Here is a 22,476-nt window from a genome sequence, read left to right as displayed (position 1 = left end):
CATGGCTGGACCGGAGGTATGCAGGGCAGACTCGGGCCGCGTTTGCAGTGATGATCGGCATCATATCCTGTGCGCGCCCCGTCGCAGCGCAGTCGTTTGACGAGACCTTCGGCACGGTCATAGGCATGGAGGAGACCGAGCAGCTCGAGCTTCTGGTTATGCTGAATGGCCGCGATACGGGCGTCATCTGCACGTTTACGCTTGTGAAGGCCACCGGGGCGTTGTCGGCTTCGCGTGCCGATCTGGCGGATGCCGGAATCGAGGTTCCGGCAAGCATGGGACGCCAGATCCGTCTGTCGGAGCTGACGACCCCGGTCTATGACGCGGCGCGCCAGACCATAGAGATCGACGTGCCCACGGCCATGTTGGTGCCGCGTGTGCTTTTGGCCCATCCGCCCCAAGAGGCGCCTGTTGCCGGGTCGGGCTGGGGAATGGTGCTCAATTACCAGCTCGCCGCCGGTCTGGGTGACGACATCGCCGCCGAGGGAATGCGCGTCGGCTCGCTTTATGCCGGTCTTGAGTTGCGGGCCTATTCGCCAATCGGGGTCTTGTCGGTCACGGGGGCGGCCAGCAGGCCGGATGCGGATGCGGATGCGGATGCGGATGCCGGGGTCGCATGGACGCGCCATGACACGCGCTTTGTCCATGTCGCCCGCAGCCGGATGCTGATGCTGACATTGGGAGATTTCGTGTCGGCTGGGCCAAGCTGGAGTTCGGCGCTGCGGATGGCCGGGGTTCAGGTGCGGCGCGACTTTTCGCTTGATCCGTCGTTTCTGACCGATCCGCAACTGTCCTATTCCGGCGTGGCGGTGTTGCCGTCGGCGCTGGATGTGTTTGTCAACAACGTAAAGGCCTGGTCGGGCAAGGTCGATGCCGGGCCTTTCGTGCTGGGCGACCTGCCCATGGTGACACCGCAGGGAGAGGCAGTCTTTGTGCTGCGTGACGCGTCCGGTCGGGAATACGTCAACCGCGTGCCGTTCTTTTCCACCCGGAACCTGCTGCGAAAGGGTGTCGCGGATTACGCGCTGCAAATCGGCTTTCCACGTGAGGACTATGGCCGGACGAACCTCGATTACGGGTCCGAGCGCATCGGGTCGGCCAGCCTGCGCTACGGGATAAGCGACTGGATGACCGTCGGGGGGCATGTCGCAGCGGCGTCTGATCTTTTGCTGGTCGGGGCGGGGGTGGATATGGCGGTGTTCGATCGTGCCGAACTGGGCCTGTCGGTCGCGCAAAGCCAGACCGACCTGTCCGGCGGGCAACTGGTCGCCGTGGCCCTGCGCACAAGGGTGGCCGGGGTCGATATCCGCGCAACCGAACGGCGGCGTTTAGGGGGATTTCTGGACCTCGGCTCATATCTGTCGGAACGGCAGGGGGGTACAGACGATCCGACCGGCTACCGCGCAGCCGATCTGGAGCGGGCGCTTTCGCTGTCGGTGCCGCTCGGGTCCGGCACGGGCTTTGCTAGCCTTTCACTGGTCCAGACGAAACGGCAGGCCGGGGAAGCCGTAGTCTTGTCAGCCTCTTATGCGCGATCCATCGGGTCTGACGGGGGATCGGTCCGGATCAACACCTTTCTCGATTTGTCCGACAGGTCGAATTCCGGTCTGACGGTCGGTTTGTCTTTCCCCTTTGGCGCGGATCGCCGCGTGGACATCCAGACGGGACTTACGCCACGGGGGCTGGAAAATCAGGCCAATCTGTCGCGCCATGCCGGACAGGAGGTCGGAGATCTGGGCTATCGTCTTGCGGTTTACGACCGGCAGTCGGCAAGAAGCGCTTCCTTCGGGGTGACGCATCAGGGACGCTACGCGCGCAGCGAGCTGACCTTGCGGAACCAAAACAGCGCGGTTTCGGCGAAGGGTACGGCGACGGGGTCCGTCGTTCTGGGTGGCGGCGGCGTCTTTGCGGCACGCAGGATCGCCGATGGCCTTGCGATCGTCGATGTCGGGGTACCCGGCATTCCGGTCAGCCTGAACAACCGGCCCGTCGCCGTCACAGGTCGCAACGGCAAGGCGCTGGTCGGTGATCTGCGATCCTATCAGGTAAACCGGCTGTCCATCGATCCGCTGACCCTGCCGCCCACGGCTTGGGTAAACGCGACCGCGATGGATGTCGTGCCGATGCGGCAGTCTGGCGTTTCGCTTTCCTTTGGCGGCGGCACGGACATGTCGGCCCTTGTCGTGCTGCGCGACGCTGCGGGTGCGTTCCTGCCGGTCGGAACATCGGTCAGCCTGCGCGGGGGGGACAGTGTGCCGGTCGGGTATGATGGCGAGGTCTGGATCGAGGGGTTGAAACCGCGAAACGACCTGACCGCCACGACGGCATCCGGTGCGTGCCATGCGCGCTTTGCCTATGCGCCCGATCCCGACGGAGAGCAGGTCGTGATCGATCCGGTGCTGTGCGAATGACGGTGCATGGCTATCTTGGCGCGTCGGTGGTGGCGGTGTGTTCGTGCGGTGCCGCAGCCGCACAGGCGGCTTTGCTGTGCAGCGTCGCTATCGACCCGCTGGTCCTCGGGCAGGTCTCGTTGCGCGACGGGTTCGACAACACCACCTTCGGTACGGCGCTGGTATCCTGTTCGGGCGGCGAACCGGGGGCCACCGTGCAGACTTGCCTACATATCGGCGCGGGCAGTGGCGGGGGGTCAAGCGGCCTGTCGCCGCGCTTCTTGCAGGGGGCGCAGATGGACAGGCTCGGCTACCAGTTGACACAGGGTGCTGCAGCCTCGGCGGGGGGGCAGCTTATCGACCGGCTGGAGCGCGATCTGGAGCTGGATGCCACCGGGGCCGGAACGGTCGACCCGCTTGTCTATGCCGAAATCACCGACAGCGGTGCGATGGCAACTGCGGGCAACTATGTCAGCCGGTTCACGGGTCCGGCGGATGTCGCTTTTTCCTATGGCCAAGGCGGATGCACACAGGCAGGCGACGTAAACGGCTTCACGGTCAGCGCCACGGTTACGGCCAGCTGCACGGTCTTTGCAAGCCCGATGGACTTTGGCCTGTCGACCGGAACGATCAACGACCCCATCGACAGTGCGGCGATGCTTTCGGTGTCCTGCACGAATGGCGTAGGCTACAGCATCGGTCTGGACGGCGGCCAGTCGTCGACCGCCACTGGCCGCATGATGACCAGCGGAGCGGGCGGGTTGGCCTATGGGCTGTTTCACGACGCCGGAATGTCGGCACCATGGACGCTGGCTGCCGGTTCGACTGCGATAGGTGCCGGAACCGGGACAACCGAACCCCTGACGATCTATGGTCGCGTGTTTGGCGGTCAGCGTGCGGTGACGGGGCAATATGCCGATACAGTCGTGATCGTCATTGCCTATTGAACCTTGAGGAGCGCGAAATTACCGCTGGTGGCCATTCTCCAGAGCGCATTTACCCTTTTTGTATCTGGTTGGCACGCAAGCTTTGGGCAGGCGGCGCGGCGGATACCGCCTGAACCGTTCATCGTTGGGTCTTTGTCGGTCAGAGGCTGCAGTGTCTGGCTCGCACCTGGCTGTTGACCGACTTGGCACGTAGCGGCGGTATCGGCCGCTCGCAACGCGCCGTTCCCGAACGAATGCGGTTCATCCGTTGCAACAGGTCTGGCGACCTTCTACACGCGCCGCCACGTCCTCGTGGCAGCCCGAACTCGGCCACCAGCCTTGGCCGCAGGGCCACGAAATCCGCTGTGCTGCGGTCGCGCGGACGGCTTGGCCCGATCTCGATGAGGCTTGGCGCATCCAGCGAATCCTTCGACATGACCAGCACTCTGTCGGCAGGAAAGATCGCTTCCTCGAGGTCATGGGAGACAAGGATCATCGTCACGCCTTCATCGCGCCAGATGCGCGAAAGCTCTTTTTGCATCGTGCAGCCTTGTCATGGCATCCAGCGCACCCAGCCCCGTCGCTGCGCGACATGCCCGCGCATCGCATTGGCACCCGTCACGAACACCACCTTTGACTGGCCGATCGAAGGCCATCGCATGACCCCGATCCGCAGCGCAGGTCGCACAACCTAGCCCGCCCTGACGGTCTTCGGCATCGTCTACGACGCTACCTTTGCAATGTCGCGGGGGACATGGAGACGCAGGTAGTACGTCCCGTTGATCGGTTCAGGATTAGGCATGGCATGTCTCATCTGCACCACCCATATGCACTAGTGGGGGCGGCACAAATCCATTAGGACCAAATGCTTATATGAAATCAAGGGGTTTTATGGTGCTGCAAGAGAGGATTGAATTCCATCATACATCAAACAAATCAATAACTTAGGTGTGGTTTTGTAACATTGTGACGGACGTTAATCTGAGCAAGAAACTTCACCGTAATTGGCTGTTGTGCCGCAGAATTACGGGGGAAGGCGCTGTCGTCAACGCAGTTTCGATACTGTTTCGGCGCTTGATTTCGGAAGCTTCGCTTTGTCGAGCTGGTGTCAGTCAGGTGCGGGCACGAAGATCGAAACAAGATATCGATGATTTCCTTCGTTTCAGCACGTTTTTCATTTAAAGATCAGCGATTTAGAGGAGATTAAGTATCGATAAAGGGATCGAAACACCCGGACGCATCGAGCCGTGCCTGTTCGAAGAACGGGTTCCGGCGAAGCTTGCTGACCTTGCGGTCGAGCAGCAACGCGCGGCTGATGCTCTCGGCCGTGGTCTCCATCCAGACAGCGTCACCGAGTTGGTGGACCTCTTCCGCGTCATGAAGTGTCACTACGCGAACCCGATCTAAGGGCATAACATTCGCCCGCGCTACGTCTAGGCGTCGCTGGCAGGAGCAGAACATGCTGAAGAAACGCGCGCCTTTGCACTAGAAGCTCGGGCGCAAGTCATCGTGCAGCGCGAGATCTACTGGAGATATCGCGAGGATCGCCTCGCGTCGCCAACTGACGCCGCCTTCATCGCATGGGTGCATGAGGCGTTCTACCGCGAGATTACCGGTTCGCGGTAGACTGCAGGTCGAAGGAAAGGACGGCTTTCTATAGCGTCGGCAATCCTTGCGGTATTTTGATCAAGCATTCTTCGAAGTGTGGTTTGACTAAAGGGCACCACTGAACGACGGTCACGTTTGGAATATCGGCAGGCATGACAGGGGTGCGCGCTTGCGTGCCGCAAGCCTTTTGTGAATGAGGTGTCTGTTATTGGAAAAACTCCTGTCATGGCCGGGCAAAAGCCCCGCGACCCCTAACGATCCCGAACACTCTGCCGTCTACCACATGCTTGACGTGGCCGCTGTGGCCGAAATCCTGATTGCCCGCTTCGGTTTCAACGCCGCTCTGCGTGATGCGCTTGTGCTGCTGACCGCGTTGCACGATCTGGGCAAGGTGAACGATCAGTTTCGCAAGATGCTGCGGGGGCAGCCTTACCAGTCGAATTCGCATTGGTGTGTGACCGAAGTCCTGTTGAACGCGCATGACGATGTTCTGGCCGGACGCCTTGGATCGAAACGGTTGCGACGCGAACCACTCTACGCGGCGGTGGCGGGGCATCATGGCCAACCGTCGAAATGGACCGGCAACGACGATCATGTGCTTTCGGTAACCGGCGCCGAGGCCGTTCGTGATGCGCGCGCCGTCATTGCGGCCTTTCTTGACCTTTGGCCTGTGGCGTCATTGGAGGCGGTCTCGCGCGAAGAGGCGTTGGCGCTGTCGTGGTGGCTGCCCGGGCTGGTGTCGGCGGCGGATTGGGTCGGATCGAACCCCGATTGGTTTCCTGCCGAGGGAAGCGTGATGCCCTTGGCCCAATACCTGACACGGGCGCGTGCAAAAGCTGGGGTTGCCGTGCAAAAGGCCGGTCTTGCCGGAGTCGGGCCAAAAGCTGATCGGCTGTTCGGGTTCGACCTGCGGCCGATGCAATCGGCATGTGCTGAGATATCCTTGCCGGATGGGCCGATGCTTGCGGTCATCGAAGATGAAACCGGCGCGGGCAAGACCGAGGCGGCGCTGATCCTCGCACAGCGTATGCTTTGCGCGGGCAAGGGGCGCGGGCTGTTCGTGGCCCTGCCCACCACGGCCACATCGGACGCGATGTTCAACCGGCTGAAACATGAGGGCGTCATCGGCCGCTTGTTCGACGCCCCGCCGATGCTGACGCTCGCGCATGGCAAGGCAGGGCTGTCGGATGAATTTCGTGATCTGATCGACGCGCAGGAAAACGCGCCGGAAGACCCGTCTTGCACGGCTTGGCTGGCCGATGGGCGGCGAAAGGCGCTGCTGGGCGATGTCGGGGTCGGCACCATCGATCAGGCCCTGCTGGCGGCTTTGCCGACCAAGTTCCACACCCTGCGCCATTTCGCCCTGTCCTCGAAGATTCTGATCGTCGATGAGGTCCACGAACTCGGCGAACCCTACATCGCCGAGGTGCTGGAGCGGCTTTTGCACCTGCACCGGCAGGCGGGGGGATCGGCGATCCTGCTGACGGCCACGCTTCCCTTGGCGTTGCGCAAAAAGCTGATGGCGACATACGGCGGCGGCGAGGACGACCCTGCCTATCCGGCCCTGGCGATTGCGGGCGGTGCCGCGCGACGGGATCTGCCTCAGGAAACCGGGGCAAGGGGGCCGGTTCGTGTGGAACGCCTGCCCGACGCCGGGGCGGTAATTTCCCTGCTGACCGATCTGGCGCGGGGCGGGGCGGCCTGTGTCTGGGTCCGCAACGCGGTGGATGATGCCATTGCGGCGGTTCAGGCATTGCGTTCGGCAGGAATAGAAGCCGACCTGCTGCACGCGCGCTTTGCCTTGACGGATCGAAAGCGGATCGAACAGGCCACCCTGTCACGGTTCGGCAAGACGGGACAGGGACGCGCGGGCCGTGTGCTTGTCGGCACGCAAATTCTGGAAAGTTCCCTCGACCTTGATTTTGACGTGATGGTCAGCGACCTTGCGCCCATGGCTGGGCTGATCCAGCGCGCGGGCCGTCTGTGGCGGCACATGGCGCAACGGCCCGCCGTTGCGCGTCCTGTGCCAGCACCCGTGCTGCACGTCCTATCGCCCGATCCGGCCCAAGTAACCGATGGGCAATGGCTGATGCGGGTGCTGGACAAGGGCGCCTATACCTATCCGCAGGGGCTGCAATGGCGCACGGCCAAGCACCTGTTTTCCGTGGGCCAGATCGTCGCACCGTCAGGCTTGCGCGGCCTGATCGAGACGGTTCACGGACCCGAAGCCGCCGATGTTCCATCGCCGCTTGAAAAGGCGGACCGCGAGGCCGAGGGCAAGGCGATGGCCCACAAGTCGCACGCTTGGCAAAACCGGATCGACCTGAGCAAGTCCTACCGCGAAGGCAGCGGGGATGGACGAGACGCCGATTACCCGACGCGTCTTGGTGAGGCGAGCCGCACGCTTGCCCTTGCTCAGATAAGGGACGGTCGCGTTACACCATGGGGTGGATCATGGCCGATGGCCGAGGTTTCGGCACGCAAATCCCGTCTGGATGCGCTGCCTTTGCCGGATCAGGCGCATCCCGCCATAGCGGCGGCCAAGAAAGATTGGCCGGACTGGCGCCGCGACAGCGTCACGATCTGCCCCGTCGCGGACGATGGCACGATCTGTGACGGATTAAGCTACAGTGCGGGTTTCGGGCTTCGGTTCGCCTGACGGGCAGATCAATCTGAAATGTGATGCCCAGCGAAAAAAATGACCTGACCACCCCGCAGGGTGACTGAATCTGTCACTGACGGGATATTTAGTCGCTTTACAGAGTGCCGCAAGCTTGGTTTCTTGCACCTATAGATTGTGTGGAGGACGTGTGCTTGTCCCTGAACTTGATTGACGATCCTTGGATTCCAGTCATCCTGAAAGACGGATCGCGCCGTGTGATCGCGCCGTGGCAGATGGCCGACAGTGATGTGATCCGGCCCGATTGGCCGCGGGCTGATTTGAACCTTGCCTGTCTGGAATTGCTGATCGGGTTGGTCTATCTGGCCGATCCGCCCGCCCATGTCGAAGACTGGGACGACCGCCGCAAACCCGATCCGGCCCGTCTGCGCCTTCGGCTGGCCGCCTATGCCCCCGCCTTCAACCTGCTGGGCGAGGGGCCGCTGTTCCTGCAAGACCTTGATCCGCTGGAGGGAGACGCGAACCCCGCGGACATGCTGTTCATCGACAGCGCTGGGACCAATACCGCCCGCAACAATGCCGATCTGATGGTCCACCGTGACCGTTACACCGCGCTCGATCCGGCCTTGGCCGCGATGGCGCTTTACACCTTTCAGGCCCATGCGCCGGCGGGCGGGGCAGGCAACCGGACCTCGATCCGGGGGGGCGGGCCGCTGGTGACGCTGGTCGATCCGGGGCGCGGGCTTTGGGATATGGTCTGGGCCAATGTGCCCGACGGTGTGCCCGGCCAGATGATAGATCTGCCGTGGATGCGGGCGACCCGTGTATCCGACAAGGGCGCGGTGACCCATCCGCCCGAGGGGCGAAGTTTCGGGGTCGAGGCGTTCTTTGGAATGCCGCGCCGTCTGCGGCTCGTGGCGGATGGCGCGGGTGTGACGGGCGTGGTCCAGCGCCCCTTTGGCACCAATTACGGCGGCTGGGTCCACCCCTTGACCCCCTATTACCGCATGAAGGCGGGCGAAGAGCTGCTGCCCGTCCACCCCCGCGCCGGTCTTTTCGGCTATCGCCATTGGCTCGGCATCCTTGCCGGATCGGCCGATGGCCTGCGCGACTGCGCGGCTTGTCTGACGGCGTGGCAAAGCCGGGATCGCAGGGCGCAGGTCTCCGTGCTGGTTGCCGGTTGGGCGATGGACAACATGAAGGCCCGCGATTTCACCCTGTCCTCCCAACCCTACGTCGATCTGCCGCCTGTCGCATTGGTGATGGTGCAGGGCATGATCCTTGCTGCGGAACAGGCCGCCTTGGCGTTGCGCGGCGCGTTGGAACCGGTTCTAGCGGGCGGTGAGGCGCGCGAGGCAGAGCGCGAGGCATTCTACCTTCGAACGGAAGCCGACTTTCTGACCTGCTTTGACGCGTTGAAGTCCGGCTCGGCACCTGCCGAAGTGGCAGTGCAATGGCTGGGTCACCTTCAGCGCCATGCCCTCAGCCAGTTCGACGATCTGGCGTTGCAGGGGCTGGACCAGCGCGAAACCGACCAGATCGCCCGCGTGGTTCAGGCACGGGGTTATCTCGGGGTAACCTTCAAGGGTTACGGCAAGGCGGGCGGGGAATTGTTCACCCGCCTTGGCATGGAAAAACCGGCAAAAAAGGGCAAGGCAGCATGAGTGGGTCCGAAGTCAAGTCGCCGGGGCAGATCATCCTCGGCTGGTGGTCGATTGCCGTGGCCGATCGCGCATCGGGCGCGGCGCGGGGGCTGGCGGCGCGGTTGCGGCGGGCGACACCGGCCAGCGCGCTTGCAGAACCCGCCGTGCATAACCTCGCGTCCCTGCTCGGCCTGAGGGCGCGGGACGCTGAACGCCTGTCTCTCCTGGTGCGGCTTTTGGCCGAGGTGCGCGAGCATGGCTCAGAGCCTCTGGCAAAACGACTGGGCGGGCCGGAACCCGCCCTGTCTACCTTGCGGTTCCAACGCCTGATGCGGGCCGAGGGGGATGAACTGTGCGACGCCCTGCGCCGTGCCATCGGCATGGCGGACGGTCGCTGCAACGTCGCGGCACTGGGGCAGGACATCCTGCGCTGGGACGACAAGACGCGCATGGCCTGGTGTTTCAACTATTTCGGGGAAAATGCCCCGCAAACCGAAAAGACGGAGTCCGAGTGATGACAACCTTTGTGCAATTCCACCTGCTGACGGCCTATGGCCCCTCCAACCCCAACCGTGACGATCAGGGCCGCCCGAAACAGGCGATGGTGGGCGGCTCACCCCGCCTGCGGATGTCGTCGCAATCGCTCAAGCGGGCGCTGCGCGAAAGCAGTTTCTTCGCGCTGGACCTGGCGGATCATGCAGGCACCCGCACCAAGCGCCTGCATGAAAAGCTGGTGGAAGGACTTGTGGCAGATGGCGTTGCTTTGGCAGAAGCCCAGAAGGCCGCAGATCAGGTTGCGGTGATTTTCGGTAAGCTGGACACACCCGACAAAAAGGCTGTCGATGCCAAGACTGTGGCGACGACCCTTGCCTTCATCTCGCCCGATGAATGGGCGCTGGCCCATGACCTTGCCGCCAAGGCAGCGGCGGGAGAGGATTTGCCCAAGGACAAAGACCTCAAGAAACTCGTGCTTCGCAAGGCGGACGGGGCGGTTGACATTGCCATGTTCGGGCGGATGCTGGCTGATGACCCTGAATTCAACCGCGAAGCAGCGGTGCAGGTCGCCCATGCCATTACCACTCATCGCGCGCAGGCCGAAGAAGATTGGTATTCAGCCGTCGATGACTTGAACAAGGCCGAAGACACCGGTGCGGGGCATCTGGGGGAACATGGCTTCGGATCAGGCATCTATTACCAATACATATGTGTGAATGTCGATCTGCTGACCGCAAACCTGAACGGTGACAAAGCCTTGGCGAAGAAGGCGATGGCGGCGCTGGCGTCAGCCCTGCCGGTGACCACGCCGCGTGGCAAGCAGAACAGCCATGCCCACCATCCGATGGCCTATTACATGCGCGCCGAACGCGGCCCGCGTGCCCCGCGCGATCTTTCGGGGGCCTTCTTCACGCCTGTCGATGCCCGCTTGCGCGATCTGGGCGCGAATGACCTGCAAACGGCGTCGATCCGTGCCATGGACGGCACCGTCGCAAACCTCGACAAATGCTATCACGCCGGTGCGGCCGAAGATTACCGCATCCTGAACGCCCTGACGGGTGAGGGCACCTTGGCCGAGATCGTGGCCTTTGCCGAAGGCGCGGTGGCATGATGCAGCCGCATCTTGTCTTTACCCTTGCCGCCACCATGGCGGCGATGGGCGACCTGGCAGGCCATGAACGGCGCGGATCGCTGCTCTGGCCCGGACGGTCGGCCATCCTCGGGCTGATGGGGGCGGCACTTGGCCTGAGGCGCGAAGATGATTTCTCGGCGCTCGACGCGGTGTCGATCGGGGTGGCTGTCTTCGAACAGGGTGCAGGCTTGCGGGATTATCATACGGTCGAAACAATCCCGACCGCCGTTGCGAAACGCCCCAACTCGCGCCCGCAGGCGCTGCGCGCAGACCCTTTGCGAAACAACACGACGATCACCCTTCGTGATTACCGCGTGGGCGTGCTTTACGGTGTTGCCGTCTGGGGTGGCCCCTTGGAGACGCTTTGCACTGCGCTCAATTCCCCGCAGTTCACGCTCTATCTTGGCCGGAAATCCTGCCCCTTGTCCGCCCCGCCGGGTGCGCGGGTGGTCTTGGCTGACGGACCCGAGGCCGCGTTGACCAAGATGATCCTGCCGCCGTGGTTCGCGGGCCGCAGCGCCACCCGCTTCATCACCGACGATGACGGCACAGGCGGGCATGTCGAGCTGCGTCACGATGCGCCGCGGGATCGTCAGCTTTGGCATTTCGCCCCGCGCCGGGTGGCTTTCCACACCGTCGACATCCGGCCGGAGGGCGGCGCATGACGCTCTATCTCTCGCGCCTGAAACTGTCGCGGTCGCCCTCGGCCCGCGCGCTCGGGGCGCTCTTGAATCCCGAAGACCATGGGCGTCGGTTGGATGCCCACCACCGTCTGCTCTGGGCGGTCTTCACCGACGGCCCGGACCGGCAGCGCGATTTTCTTTGGCGCGCGGAAGGCGAGGGGGTGTTCCTGACCCTTTCGGCCCGTCCGCCGCAGGAGTCGGAGCTGTTCGAACGGCCCGAGGTCAAGCCCTTCGCTCCCGCGCTGGGGCAGGGTGATCGGTTGACCTTCGCGCTACGCGCCAACGCCACGCGGACGGAAAAGAAGGGGACAGTTTCCGCAACGGGCAAAGAACAAAAACGCCATATCGATCTGGTGATGGACCGTCTGAATGGGGTCACCGGCCAGTCGAACCTGCCCAAAGGCGAGCGCAGCGCCCGCCCCGAGCAAAGAATGGAGCTGGCGCAGGCCGCCGCGACCGACTGGCTGTCCGGCCTCGGCGCGCGTTCAGGTTTCCGTCTGATCGGTGCCGAAGTTGCCGATTACTCCACCGTCGCCTTGCCCGGAAACCGGAACCCGAAGAAGAAGCCGCAGTTCGGCATCCTCGATCTCTCCGGACGTCTCGAAGTCGCGGACCCCGCCCTGTTCCTCGACTGCGTGATGCAGGGGTTTGGCCGAGCCAAGTCTTACGGCTGCGGCCTGATGTTGATCCGGCGCGCATGAGCGGGGGCAATGTCCCCGGTTTGCCGCCGCCCCGGCCTATCCCGATGAAGGACCGCGCCTCGCTGGTCTTCGTCGAGCGGGCGCAACTGGATATCCAGGATGGTGCCTTCGTCGCGGTGAATGCCGATGGCACCCGGACGCAGATTCCTGTCGGCGGTCTGGCAGGGATCATGCTGGAACCCGGCGCACGCATCAGCCACGCCGCCATTGCCCTTGCCGCGCGGGTCGGCACCTTGATCACTTGGGTGGGTGAGGGCGGCGTGCGTCTTTATTCGGCCGGACAACCCGGCGGGGCCCGCGCAGACCGCTTGCTCTGGCAGGCCAAGATCGCGCTCGACGATGCCGCCCGCCTGCGCGTGGTGCGAAAGATGTATGCCCTGCGCTTCGGCGAAGACGCCCCGCAGCGCCGGTCCATCGACCAGTTGCGCGGGATCGAGGGCGTGCGCGTCCGCGAAAGCTACGCTCTTTTGGCAAAGCAGCACGGCGTGGACTGGAAGCGCCGGTCCTATGATGTCGCAGATTGGGAGGCGGGCGACATTCCGAACCGTTGCCTCTCGGCCGGAACCGCCTGCCTTCACGGGCTGACCGAAGCCGCCGTGCTTGCCGCAGGCTATGCCCCGGCAATCGGTTTCCTGCATACCGGCAAACCGCTTTCGTTTGTCTACGACATCGCCGATCTGTGGAAACTGTCCACCGTCGTGCCCGAAGCGTTCCGTATCGCGGGGCTTGCGGCCAAGGGCAGGCTCGAGACATCGCCAGATCGTGCCGTCCGTCTGGCCTGCCGTGACGCCTTTCGTCGCACGGGGCTGTTGCAAAAGATCATTCCCGGCATCGAAGATGTGCTCGAGGCGGGCGAACTCCCTCGCCCCGATCCACCGCCCGAGGCGATGCCCGTGGCCTTCGCCGACGCGCCACCATCAGGAGACGAGGGGATGCGAGGATGATGGTCATCGTCACCGCCAACGCCCCGCCCCGACTGCGCGGACGACTGGCCGCATGGCTTCTGGAGGTGCGGGCCGGCGTCTATGTCGGCGACTACAGCGCACGCACGCGCGAACGGATCTGGGGGCAGGTGACAGCCTATATCGAGCAAGGCGACGCCGTGATGGTCTGGAAAGCGCCCACCGACCAAGGCTTCGACTTCGCAACCTGCGGCAGAAACCGCCGGATGCCGGTGGATTTCGACGGGCTGAAACTGGTCAGCTTCTTCCCGGAAAAACCGGCCTGAAAATCGGTGCGCTCTTTGACATCGTGAAAACCGTGGTGCATCAATGCCCTACACGAAGAGCGTTCCCCGCACCCGCGGGGATGAACCGCCTATAACGGCGATCTGATCCGGCCGCTGAAAGCGTTCCCCGCACCCGCGGGGATGAACCGCTGTCGTGCTGGGATGCGTCGGTCGGGGATGTGCGTTCCCCGCACCCGCGGGGATGAACCGATTGGGTGCTGGTCTGATGATCGAGGCGCGCCGCGTTCCCCGCACCCGCGGGGATGAACCGAGATTACCGCCAACTGCCTGATCGAGATCACGGCGTTCCCCGCACCCGCGGGGATGAACCGGGCGGCGGCGTTGGCCTTCAGCCATTCGCCGAGCGTTCCCCGCACCCGCGGGGATGAACCGCAGGGCAGGTTCATTGCCACACACCCCAGCGGGCGTTCCCCGCACCCGCGGGGATGAACCGAGGCACCGCTTCGACCAGACCAAGGCCGCGATGCGTTCCCCGCACCCGCGGGGATGAACCGGTTGATTTCGTCGCCGACAACAACTCGCCCGAGCGTTCCCCGCACCCGCGGGGATGAACCGCATCATCGTTGAACTTCTGGACCGGGTAAGCGGCGTTCCCCGCACCCGCGGGGATGAACCGCTGGCGGTCGATGCGCTATGGTTGACGATCGTGCGTTCCCCGCACCCGCGGGGATGAACCGTCGCAGGATCTGTCGCGCCTGGTGGTGCTGAGGCGTTCCCCGCACCCGCGGGGATGAACCGCTGTCGTGCTGGGATGCGTCGGTCGGGGATGTGCGTTCCCCGCACCCGCGGGGATGAACCGGCAGCCTGCGCTGCCGGCGTTGATCTATCCTGGCGTTCCCCGCACCCGCGGGGATGAACCGGCGCTGGTCGCGGTGACCCTGTCGGAATCGCCGCGTTCCCCGCACCCGCGGGGATGAACCGACGTCAGCAACGCCTCGATGTTCTCTTTCGGCGCGTTCCCCGCACCCGCGGGGATGAACCGGCCTTGTCGCCGAACATTTCCGGCCAGAGCCAGCGTTCCCCGCACCCGCGGGGATGAACCGCAATGCGGCTCGCGTCTCCCGTGCGCTGGATGGCGTTCCCCGCACCCGCGGGGATGAACCGGACTTGCGCTGGGGATCGATGACGGGTTGCCGGCGTTCCCCGCACCCGCGGGGATGAACCGGAGGCCGATATCATCGTGCTGGCGCGCACCGCGCGTTCCCCGCACCCGCGGGGATGAACCGCGACACGCAAGCGACCGTGGCGCTGATGCCTGGCGTTCCCCGCACCCGCGGGGATGAACCGAATTCGATCTCGACATCGTGCTCGTAGTGATAGCGTTCCCCGCACCCGCGGGGATGAACCGGACCGCGCAGCCACGCACGGCGAGGCTGAGGAGCGTTCCCCGCACCCGCGGGGATGAACCGGTGTCGATCTGGGTCTGACGATCATCGCGCTGGCGTTCCCCGCACCCGCGGGGATGAACCGCCTATCGTCCTGATGTGAACGCGGGCGAGGCGGCGTTCCCCGCACCCGCGGGGATGAACCGCCTGCTGAGCGCGATGGCCGGACGTGCGGCCTGCGTTCCCCGCACCCGCGGGGATGAACCGTTGACCTCGGCAATCGAGGTAGGGCTTCGGACGCGTTCCCCGCACCCGCGGGGATGAACCGGGGCAAGGAATGACATCTCAGACCCTCCACGCGCGTTCCCCGCACCCGCGGGGATGAACCGGCCTTGGCCTTGGCCATGGCTTCGGCAACGGCGCGTTCCCCGCACCCGCGGGGATGAACCGTCCACTGGGGCGCAGAACGCCCAGTGTCCCATGCGTTCCCCGCACCCGCGGGGATGAACCGGACCCGTCGATCGACCAGGTGATTTCCGGCACGCGTTCCCCGCACCCGCGGGGATGAACCGCCAAGGCGAACGCAACCGAAGCCGAAGCCGCCGCGTTCCCCGCACCCGCGGGGATGAACCGGCCCGCATGGTCGTCAACTGGTCGGCATCGCCGCGTTCCCCGCACCCGCGGGGATGAACCGCCTGATCTGCTCCGTAAACGCTTCAATCCCAAGCGTTCCCCGCACCCGCGGGGATGAACCGGACGCCGTGCTGTTCATCGCCAGCGCCCAGATGCGTTCCCCGCACCCGCGGGGATGAACCGGAAATTCGTCTTGATTGGGGCTTGTGGCCGCACGCGTTCCCCGCACCCGCGGGGATGAACCGATTCAGGCTCGGCAATCTCAACTCTCTCAATTGCGTTCCCCGCACCCGCGGGGATGAACCGCCGGGGGCTTGCCGGCGCATCGGCAGCCACTTGCGTTCCCCGCACCCGCGGGGATGAACCGATCGCCACCGCGGTAGACGCCATGGCCGGACGGCGTTCCCCGCACCCGCGGGGATGAACCGGTGACGGCCTTTAGCTCGAGTGTGAACGTGGCGCGTTCCCCGCACCCGCGGGGATGAACCGGTCTTGATCTCAAGCGCATGGTGCCCGGTCTCGCGTTCCCCGCACCCGCGGGGATGAACCGGAAACGGCGGCGGACAAAGCCGTTCGGGATAAGCGTTCCCCGCACCCGCGGGGATGAACCGCCATGGGCGGGGGCGGCGATGCCGTTCCCGCCGCGTTCCCCGCACCCGCGGGGATGAACCGGATATGCGGCGCTTTGGTCCAGACCAAAACAGGCGTTCCCCGCACCCGCGGGGATGAACCGTCAAAGGCGGAATGTGTGGCGGAACTGAAAACGCGTTCCCCGCACCCGCGGGGATGAACCGCTTTACCGGGGGTCTGATCGGTGGTTGCACCTGCGTTCCCCGCACCCGCGGGGATGAACCGGGCACGGTTTCCAAAATGGCGCAGGGGCAGATGCGTTCCCCGCACCCGCGGGGATGAACCGGGGGCAACGCATGACGGCACAGGCACCTATCAGCGTTCCCCGCACCCGCGGGGATGAACCGGTCCGCGCCAATGACTTCATGCGCAGACCGGAGCGTTCCCCGCACCCGCGGGGATGAACCGAACATCGAGGACGCGTAGACGCCCAGCTTATCGCGTTCCCCGCACCCGCGGGGATGAACCGCCCGCAATGCCGTTCACCCGCACTTTGGCCGTGCGTTCCCCGCACCCGCGGGGATGAACCGGAACCAAACCCCAACGGCGTTAAGCGAATGCGGCGTTCCCCGCACCCGCGGGGATGAACCGGTCGCCCAGCGTCTGGGCGTGTCGCTGACGATGCGTTCCCCGCACCCGCGGGGATGAACCGCGCCATGGGCGGGGCTGCTAGGTGGTCTGGGGGCGTTCCCCGCACCCGCGGGGATGAACCGGCGCAGGGCGAAAACCCTGTCTGGCAGTTGACGCGTTCCCCGCACCCGCGGGGATGAACCGGCGCAGGGCGAAAACCCTGTCTGGCAGTTGACGCGTTCCCCGCACCCGCGGGGATGAACCGGGGTCATCATGCCACCCCCTGCCCCACAGCCGGCGTTCCCCGCACCCGCGGGGATGAACCGAAACCCGCTACTACCTCAACGGCAGTTACTGGGCGTTCCCCGCACCCGCGGGGATGAACCGACGCGGAAACGAAAGCCGCCCGGGTTTGCGGGGCGTTCCCCGCACCCGCGGGGATGAACCGGGGCAGCGCAAGGGCGGCGCAATCGAGCTGACGCGTTCCCCGCACCCGCGGGGATGAACCGGCAAACAGACCGCAGCCGGGATGCCGCCCCAGGCGTTCCCCGCACCCGCGGGGATGAACCGTGGCCAGCGATGCAACCGTTATCGCACTTCACGCGTTCCCCGCACCCGCGGGGATGAACCGCAGCAGAGGCGGCTATTTCCGAACTCGACACGGCGTTCCCCGCACCCGCGGGGATGAACCGATTGCCGCCGATGCGCTTGGCCTTGACTTCTAGCGTTCCCCGCACCCGCGGGGATGAACCGACAACTGGGACGGGATCGTTGCCTGGTTCGCGGCGTTCCCCGCACCCGCGGGGATGAACCGGTCTGGAGAAGACACTATCTTCTCCAACGCCCGCGTTCCCCATATCCGATCTCCCCTTGGGTGTCGCTCGTCGGGGTGATGCTGTGAGACCCTATGGGATGAAAGCGCCTGCACCCCGGATGGGAGTTTCGGCGGCACCAAGGCCAAGGGCCGCGAAACAGGATTTGCGCCGAAAGCCATATCCGCGTTCAGCTACATCGGAAGGAATACGTGTGTGCACATCCAGCGATGTAGCTTTCTATGCACGCTCTTCCTCGTGTTCGCCCTGAGGGAGGACCAAACGATCAGCTCCAGCCAAGCCGGTCTCATCTGACGGACCATTGCAATAGGTGCATAGCTGTCCGGTTTACAAATCCTCGTAAAATCGGTGCAGCACCATATGGTTGTCGAAAGATATCAATCGCCTTGTTTTCTTGATCGCTTGAGGTTTTCACTCTTCTTTTTCGTCAACTGGCAGACCCGTGTTTGGTGCGAGTGGAAGCCTCGGACCAACCATGGTGGCAGCTTTCTGACCACCCCATGTCAGCGCCTGTAACCCCCATTATGGCACCTGTTTCGATGCCAGCTATGCTCCAGGCGCGGGGATTCGATAGACCCGACAGGACCGCACGACCACCGTCCTGTCGGGTTGGCAGAGCGATGATCGTCTACTTGGCTATCGGATCAGCTTCGACGTCATGCAGGAAGAGCTTCAACACCCGAGTGATCGTCCGAGCAGGTGCGGGATCGGTATTCGACGATGACTCGCGGATCAATTTGAGCCAGGCGCGCTCGTTGTCTGTCAGGCTTTCACTCAGAAGATCGGCAATCATCTTCAGCATTTCGAGGCCGTGCGTCTGCTCGATCGCAAGCCGCATGATCACAGCCGGATCATCTTCGAGCGCCTTTGCGAACGCAGGCACCCTGTCGAGCGCCAGCTTCGCGTTGCCCGTCTTGAGCATCGAAATGAAGTTTGCATTCGGAAAACCAGCCTCGCGGGCGATTTCGGCTTGGGTCTTATGATGAAGCTCGTTGATCCGCCGGTCGATGTATTTGGCGAGGCGGCTGTCGGCTTAGGGTGTGGTGCTCATGTCGTTTCCTTGATGCAATCGCACGTCGATGTGCGATGCTTCAAGAATAGCGAGCGGGGCGATGGGGAATTTGTGGGAAACGGGTGACGTTCTCGCCAGTTGCTACGGGCGGAATGCGGTCATGCATTGTGTTTTCTGGGGCGATACTTCTGTCGCTCAGGTTGCCTTTCCAGCGAGGGCAGCCGAACGTGCCCTCAACCCGCTTCCAACGCTTCGCGTTGTTCGATGAGAAACCTTCTGACTGCCGAGTCACCGGTCAACGATATGGCGACCGACAGGGCGTCGGTGGCAGCATTCGCCTGTCGGGAAAGGGTGGCGATGCGGCTTTTGGCCACCCACCAGGGGGCGTGGTTGCGCACCCGGTCCATCGGCAAGGCATCAAGTTCATTGCGCGCTTGGTCGACCTCGCCCAATTCTGCAAGCACCACGGCGCGGCTGATCCTTGCGCCGATGCTGTCGGATTGCGACACCAAGAGGTCATAGAGCGTCCGCAGCGCCGCAAGATTCAGCTGCCCGGTTAATGGGCGCTGGACATGGACCGACTGGATCGCCGCCTCGCATTGATAGCGCCCGAAACGGCCGGCGCGGGCGGCGGTGGTCAGCAGCCCCTCGGCCTCTATGATGCGGCTGCGGTCCCACAGGCGGGTGTCCTGCCGGTCGAGCGGCACGAAGCGCCCGTCCGCATCGCGGCGGGCTTGGCGGCGTGCGTTGCAATAGAGCATCAGCGCCAAAAGCCCTTTCGGCTCAGGTTCTTGCGGCATCAGGTCAGCCACCAAGCGGGCGAGCCAGAGCGCCTCGCCGGTCAGCGCCTCGGGCGCGTCGGGGGTGTCGAGGTTGTCCCAGCCCTGCCCGAAGGCTGCGTATATGGCGTCGAGCACCGCGCCCAGACGTTCGGGCATCTCGTCCGGCGCGGGTATGGCAAAGCGCAGACCGGCGTCGCGGATGCGCGCCTTGGCCCGGACCAGCCGCTGCGACATCGTTGCCGGTTCGACCAGAAAGGCGCGGGCGATGGTCGCCGCGTCAAGGCCTAGCACGGTCTGCAAGATCAGGGGCGCACGCGCTGCCCGATCGATCGCGGGATGGGCGCAGACGAGCATCAGTTGCAGCCGGTCGTCGCCGATCGGACCTTCGGCCGCCGTCGTATCGAACTGAAGGATCAGAGCGGGCTCTGCCGCGCGGCGCACAGCCTGTGCCCGCGCTTCGTTCTTGCGCCGGTTGCGGGCCGCTGTCACAAGCCAGCCTTCGGGGTTCAGAGGCACTCCGGTTTCCGGCCATGTCCGTAGTGCTGCCAGTAGTGCCTCGGACAGCGCGTCCTCGGCTGCGGCTATGTCACGGTCGCGCGCGGCCAATACCGAGAGGAGCCTGCCATAGCTTGCGCGGGCCGCCAGTTCGGCGGCCCGGCGGGCATTTTGCAGGCCGGTCTGGCCTGTCACTGCCCGGTTGCGGGCATGGGCGGCAGCACGGGGCGCACCTCGACCGCGGCGGTGAGCGCCGACGGAGCCTTTGCCGCCCAATCCAGCGCGGTGTCGAGATCGGGCGCCTCGACAATGAAATAGCCGGCAAGCTGCTCTTTGGTGTCGGCAAAGGGACCATCCTCGACCACCCGCTTGCCATCGCGGACGCGCAGGGTCGTGGCAGTGTGCGGTCCTTGCAGGCCGTCGCCGTTGACGACGATTCCGGCCTGCGCCATGGCGGCGATGAAGGCGCTCCACCCGCCCCAATACTCACCCGCCTGTGCCGGATCATTGCGGCGGGCGTGGTCTCGGGATGTTTCGGTCAGAATGAGCATGAATTGCATCGGGAGGTCTCCTTTTGGTTTCAGGTTATCACGAAGGAAGATAAAGTCAGGCCCTCGCCGCCGGATGGCGAGCGAGCAGGAAGAGCGCGGCCGCGATGGCCACGACGACGGTCAGGGTCACGACCTGCGGCAGGCCCATCGCCGCAAAGACGCCATGGACGGCATCCCCGGTCCAGAGCGCGACATAGGCCACCAGCGAGACGGCAAGCACCGGCAGGGCGATGCGCCGGCGCAGGAGCAACAGCACGCCTCCGGCGAGGCCGCCGAACACCCCGATGGCGAAGGCAAGGGTCATCCAGCCCGGATAGCCGGTCATTACCGCCGCCTGTTCAGCCGTCAGGCCCGAGGCGATCAGGCTGGCTTCGGTGGCCGTGACGGACCCCGCGAACTGGACCGCGCCAAAGACGTTCCACGCGATGCCGCCGATGCTGGCCGCATGGAACCAGAGCGGCGGACGCGGGAGGGAGAGGGAAGTGCTGGACACGGGTGCCTCCGATCTGTCCGAAGCGTCCGGGACGGAGGCTTCTGAAAGGATGACACGCAACCAAACGGGATTTCGACAAAGCCAAGATATTTTTTTGACTCCCACGAACGAACACCCATAAACGCCGGTTCGCCGCGAAGAAACAAAGCTTGTGCATCGGAAGCGGCTGCTCCGGATTTAAACACGGGGTCCTTCAGCCGTCCGCTTTGGGCCGACTGCGAGCGATAGAGTGACGGAGGGACACAGTGCGCGCTTTTGGTTGACGCTGCTTGGGACCGGATCTGACCTGCTTCGAGATTTTCCTCCATCAACGACGAGAGGCTGCCCCAAGGAAGGGGTGGACGATGAAGCGAACGATCCGAACCGAAGCGCAGATCATTAGGATCTTGCAGAAGCATAAGGCAGGCGCGAAGTGTGCTGATCTTTGCCGCAAGCATAGGATGGCGGAAGGCACGTTCTATGCGCGGAAGGCGAAATATTCCGGGATGACGATGTCCGAGGCCAAGCGGCTGAAGGCGCTTGAAGACGGGAATGCCAAGCTGAAGCGTCTGCTTGCCCAGCAAATTCTGGACATGGCGGCGAAGAACGATCCGCTGCCAAAGAAATGGTGACGCCAGTCGCGAAGCGCGAAGCAGTCGTGCATCTGTTGGCCCGGTTAGCCTGCCATCGTCGTCTTGCCCTGGATTATCTCGACCACCAGCGCCGCTTAACGCTTCGCCGTCCAAAGCTTGATGCTGTTGTCCATCGTCACACGCATCGCAACCTGCTCCTTTGGCGCATGGGCAGATCTTCACTGGGTCGATACAACCTGAGCGGCCTGACAAGCCAGAAGCGTAGCCCTTGAGACTCAGCAAGATTGTCGTGGGCCAACATGCCGAGCGGATATTGCAGGGCTTCGGCGGCATCCTGCAAGTCGATGGCTATGCCGGCTACAACCGACTGATTGCAGCGGACCGGATCGGTCTGGGCATCCAGCCCGGATACTGTTGGGCGCACGCGCGCCACAAGCTGATCGAGATCACCCGCGGCGAACCCGCTCCGATTGCCGAGGCAGGCGTGGCTCTCATCCGCAATCTCTATGTCATCAAGGCCGAGATCCGCGACAGCGACCCCGACGCCCGACTGGCCGTCCGGCAAGACCGCTCCGCCCCGATCCTCGCCCGCATCGACGACTGGCTGGTCCATCACCGCGCCCGGGCATCAGCAAAGTCACCCTTGGGCGAGGCCGTTGCCTACATCGCCAAATACCGCGATGGCCTCGGGCGCTCCTTCGTCCCGTTCGGCGACCCGTGCGAGGGCTTCGTATTCAGCCACGCAAAGGGTCATCGCCAGCTTGCGCCATGCCGAAGTTCCGAACTCGACGGATGTGTGGCCACGATTGCGGAAATACTCGATCGGCTGGCCGACGAGTTCCAGCAGATCCGGATCGGAGAGTTGCCCGGCCAAGCCCTGCTTCAGGCGAAACATCTGAAGGTCGTCTACGCTGATGGATGCATAGCTAGAGGTCGCGCGACGGAGCTTCTGGTCATGTTCCAAGCGGATGCTGTAGAGCCGGAGAGCCATTTGCTCGTCAGACAGGGGAAACGACGCAGGCGACCGCGGCGCCACCACACCTTTGTCTGCCGCGCGTATTTCGGCCTGTCTGAGCCGGAATTGAAGTTCTGCTACAGCGGCATGTAGCGTTTTGACCGCGTCTCTATAGTCC

17 protein-coding genes, 1 pseudogene and 1 CRISPR repeat array are annotated in these 22,476 nt (G+C 64.2%); of the genes and pseudogenes, 12 read left to right on the top strand and 6 right to left on the bottom strand.

Annotation, left to right across the window (positions count from 1 at the left end):
- Positions 1–50 precede the first annotated feature (50 nt).
- Together HYN69_RS12360 and HYN69_RS12355 are read left to right on the top strand one after the other, a co-directional pair.
- The gene (locus tag HYN69_RS12360) at positions 51–2,411 is read left to right on the top strand and encodes a fimbria/pilus outer membrane usher protein (protein ID WP_108436007.1); all 2,361 of its coding nucleotides are present in this window, start codon (positions 51–53) and stop codon (positions 2,409–2,411) included.
- Positions 2,408–3,337 (top strand): Csu type fimbrial protein, encoded by a 930-nt coding sequence (locus tag HYN69_RS12355; RefSeq protein WP_108436006.1) that lies wholly within the window; start codon positions 2,408–2,410, stop codon positions 3,335–3,337. Before HYN69_RS12360 ends, HYN69_RS12355 begins: the two co-directional genes overlap by 4 nt.
- Positions 3,338–3,476: 139 nt before the next feature.
- Here HYN69_RS12355 and HYN69_RS21215 read toward each other — a convergent pair whose 3' ends face one another.
- Together HYN69_RS21215 and HYN69_RS12345 are read right to left on the bottom strand one after the other, a co-directional pair.
- Positions 3,477–3,857 carry a hypothetical protein gene (locus HYN69_RS21215; protein ID WP_216824603.1) on the bottom strand — a complete coding sequence of 127 codons (381 nt, stop codon included), beginning with the start codon at positions 3,855–3,857 and terminating at the stop codon, positions 3,477–3,479.
- A 662-nt stretch (positions 3,858–4,519) separates the two neighbouring features.
- Complete coding sequence (locus HYN69_RS12345) at positions 4,520–4,705, bottom strand: hypothetical protein (protein ID WP_159082455.1); 186 nt, start codon at positions 4,703–4,705, stop codon at positions 4,520–4,522.
- Positions 4,706–5,132: 427 nt separating this feature from the next.
- On the opposite strand from HYN69_RS12345, the gene cas3 reads away from it, so the two are divergent.
- The 8 genes from cas3 (at position 5,133) to cas2e (ending at position 13,426) form a co-directional block, all read left to right on the top strand.
- Entirely contained in the window at positions 5,133–7,583 is a 2,451-nt protein-coding gene (cas3, locus tag HYN69_RS12340) for a CRISPR-associated helicase Cas3' (protein ID WP_230426397.1), read from the top strand.
- A gap of 155 nt (positions 7,584–7,738) precedes the next feature.
- On the top strand, positions 7,739–9,208 hold the full coding sequence (casA, locus tag HYN69_RS12335; RefSeq protein ID WP_159082453.1) for a type I-E CRISPR-associated protein Cse1/CasA: 1,470 nt from the start codon (positions 7,739–7,741) through the stop codon (positions 9,206–9,208).
- Positions 9,205–9,702, top strand: coding sequence for a type I-E CRISPR-associated protein Cse2/CasB (gene casB, locus HYN69_RS12330; protein WP_108436003.1), 498 nt, complete (start codon positions 9,205–9,207; stop codon positions 9,700–9,702). The genes casA and casB overlap by 4 nt, the downstream gene beginning before the upstream one ends.
- On the top strand, positions 9,702–10,793 hold the full coding sequence (cas7e, locus tag HYN69_RS12325; RefSeq protein ID WP_108436002.1) for a type I-E CRISPR-associated protein Cas7/Cse4/CasC: 1,092 nt from the start codon (positions 9,702–9,704) through the stop codon (positions 10,791–10,793). Before casB ends, cas7e begins: the two co-directional genes overlap by 1 nt.
- Positions 10,790–11,479, top strand: coding sequence for a type I-E CRISPR-associated protein Cas5/CasD (gene cas5e, locus HYN69_RS12320; protein ID WP_108436001.1), 690 nt, complete (start codon positions 10,790–10,792; stop codon positions 11,477–11,479). Before cas7e ends, cas5e begins: the two co-directional genes overlap by 4 nt.
- Positions 11,476–12,198 carry a type I-E CRISPR-associated protein Cas6/Cse3/CasE gene (gene cas6e / locus HYN69_RS12315; protein ID WP_108436000.1) on the top strand — a complete coding sequence of 241 codons (723 nt, stop codon included), beginning with the start codon at positions 11,476–11,478 and terminating at the stop codon, positions 12,196–12,198. Before cas5e ends, cas6e begins: the two co-directional genes overlap by 4 nt.
- 44 nt (positions 12,199–12,242) lie before the next feature.
- Complete coding sequence (cas1e, locus tag HYN69_RS12310) at positions 12,243–13,142, top strand: type I-E CRISPR-associated endonuclease Cas1e (protein ID WP_216824602.1); 900 nt, start codon at positions 12,243–12,245, stop codon at positions 13,140–13,142.
- Positions 13,139–13,426, top strand: a complete 288-nt coding sequence (gene cas2e, locus HYN69_RS12305; protein ID WP_108435998.1) for a type I-E CRISPR-associated endoribonuclease Cas2e — start codon at positions 13,139–13,141, stop codon at positions 13,424–13,426. Before cas1e ends, cas2e begins: the two co-directional genes overlap by 4 nt.
- Before the next feature lie 59 nt (positions 13,427–13,485).
- Positions 13,486–17,419: direct repeats of the CRISPR family, unit length 29 nt; unit sequence GCGTTCCCCGCACCCGCGGGGATGAACCG.
- 647 nt (positions 17,420–18,066) lie between these two features.
- On the opposite strand, the gene HYN69_RS12300 is transcribed toward cas2e, so the two are convergent.
- The 4 genes from HYN69_RS12300 to HYN69_RS12285 form a co-directional block, all read right to left on the bottom strand.
- A complete protein-coding gene (locus tag HYN69_RS12300; protein ID WP_216824601.1) occupies positions 18,067–18,360 on the bottom strand; it encodes a hypothetical protein in 294 nt (97 codons plus the stop codon).
- Between the two features lie 323 nt (positions 18,361–18,683).
- Positions 18,684–19,922: an RNA polymerase sigma factor gene (locus tag HYN69_RS12295; RefSeq protein ID WP_108435997.1), complete on the bottom strand. Its 1,239-nt coding sequence runs from the start codon at positions 19,920–19,922 to the stop codon at positions 18,684–18,686.
- Positions 19,919–20,287: a YciI family protein gene (locus HYN69_RS12290; protein WP_108435996.1), complete on the bottom strand. Its 369-nt coding sequence runs from the start codon at positions 20,285–20,287 to the stop codon at positions 19,919–19,921. The genes HYN69_RS12295 and HYN69_RS12290 overlap by 4 nt, the downstream gene beginning before the upstream one ends.
- Before the next feature lie 46 nt (positions 20,288–20,333).
- Positions 20,334–20,771: a hypothetical protein gene (locus HYN69_RS12285; protein WP_108435995.1), complete on the bottom strand. Its 438-nt coding sequence runs from the start codon at positions 20,769–20,771 to the stop codon at positions 20,334–20,336.
- A gap of 344 nt (positions 20,772–21,115) precedes the next feature.
- Here HYN69_RS12285 and HYN69_RS12280 point away from each other — a divergent pair, with 344 nt between their 5' ends.
- Together HYN69_RS12280 and HYN69_RS12275 are read left to right on the top strand one after the other, a co-directional pair.
- The gene (locus tag HYN69_RS12280) at positions 21,116–21,382 is read left to right on the top strand and encodes a transposase (RefSeq protein WP_108435994.1); all 267 of its coding nucleotides are present in this window, start codon (positions 21,116–21,118) and stop codon (positions 21,380–21,382) included.
- A gap of 253 nt (positions 21,383–21,635) precedes the next feature.
- Positions 21,636–22,037: pseudogene (locus tag HYN69_RS12275) on the top strand (IS66 family transposase); the annotation flags it as partial.
- Between the last annotated feature and the right edge of the window lie 439 nt (positions 22,038–22,476).

This window comes from Gemmobacter aquarius (assembly GCF_003060865.1).
GTDB classification, from domain to species: domain Bacteria; phylum Pseudomonadota; class Alphaproteobacteria; order Rhodobacterales; family Rhodobacteraceae; genus Paragemmobacter; species Paragemmobacter aquarius.
Note: the sequence above shows the minus strand (reverse complement) of the source record. Positions and strands in the feature narration are given on the sequence as shown.

Excerpts from the sequence above, each read along its gene's own strand:
- HYN69_RS12360 (WP_108436007.1), top strand. The coding sequence starts at position 51 with ATGATCGGCATCATATCCTGTGCGCGCCCCGTCGCAGCGCAGTCGTTT.
- HYN69_RS12355 (WP_108436006.1), top strand. The coding sequence starts at position 2,408 with ATGACGGTGCATGGCTATCTTGGCGCGTCGGTGGTGGCGGTGTGTTCG.
- HYN69_RS21215 (WP_216824603.1), bottom strand. The coding sequence starts at position 3,857 with ATGCAAAAAGAGCTTTCGCGCATCTGGCGCGATGAAGGCGTGACGATG.
- casB (WP_108436003.1), top strand. The coding sequence starts at position 9,205 with ATGAGTGGGTCCGAAGTCAAGTCGCCGGGGCAGATCATCCTCGGCTGG.
- cas7e (WP_108436002.1), top strand. The coding sequence starts at position 9,702 with ATGACAACCTTTGTGCAATTCCACCTGCTGACGGCCTATGGCCCCTCC.
- cas5e (WP_108436001.1), top strand. The coding sequence starts at position 10,790 with ATGATGCAGCCGCATCTTGTCTTTACCCTTGCCGCCACCATGGCGGCG.
- cas6e (WP_108436000.1), top strand. The coding sequence starts at position 11,476 with ATGACGCTCTATCTCTCGCGCCTGAAACTGTCGCGGTCGCCCTCGGCC.
- cas1e (WP_216824602.1), top strand. The coding sequence starts at position 12,243 with ATGAAGGACCGCGCCTCGCTGGTCTTCGTCGAGCGGGCGCAACTGGAT.
- cas2e (WP_108435998.1), top strand. The coding sequence starts at position 13,139 with ATGATGGTCATCGTCACCGCCAACGCCCCGCCCCGACTGCGCGGACGA.
- HYN69_RS12300 (WP_216824601.1), bottom strand. The coding sequence starts at position 18,360 with ATGCTCAAGACGGGCAACGCGAAGCTGGCGCTCGACAGGGTGCCTGCG.
- HYN69_RS12290 (WP_108435996.1), bottom strand. The coding sequence starts at position 20,287 with ATGCAATTCATGCTCATTCTGACCGAAACATCCCGAGACCACGCCCGC.
- HYN69_RS12280 (WP_108435994.1), top strand. The coding sequence starts at position 21,116 with ATGAAGCGAACGATCCGAACCGAAGCGCAGATCATTAGGATCTTGCAG.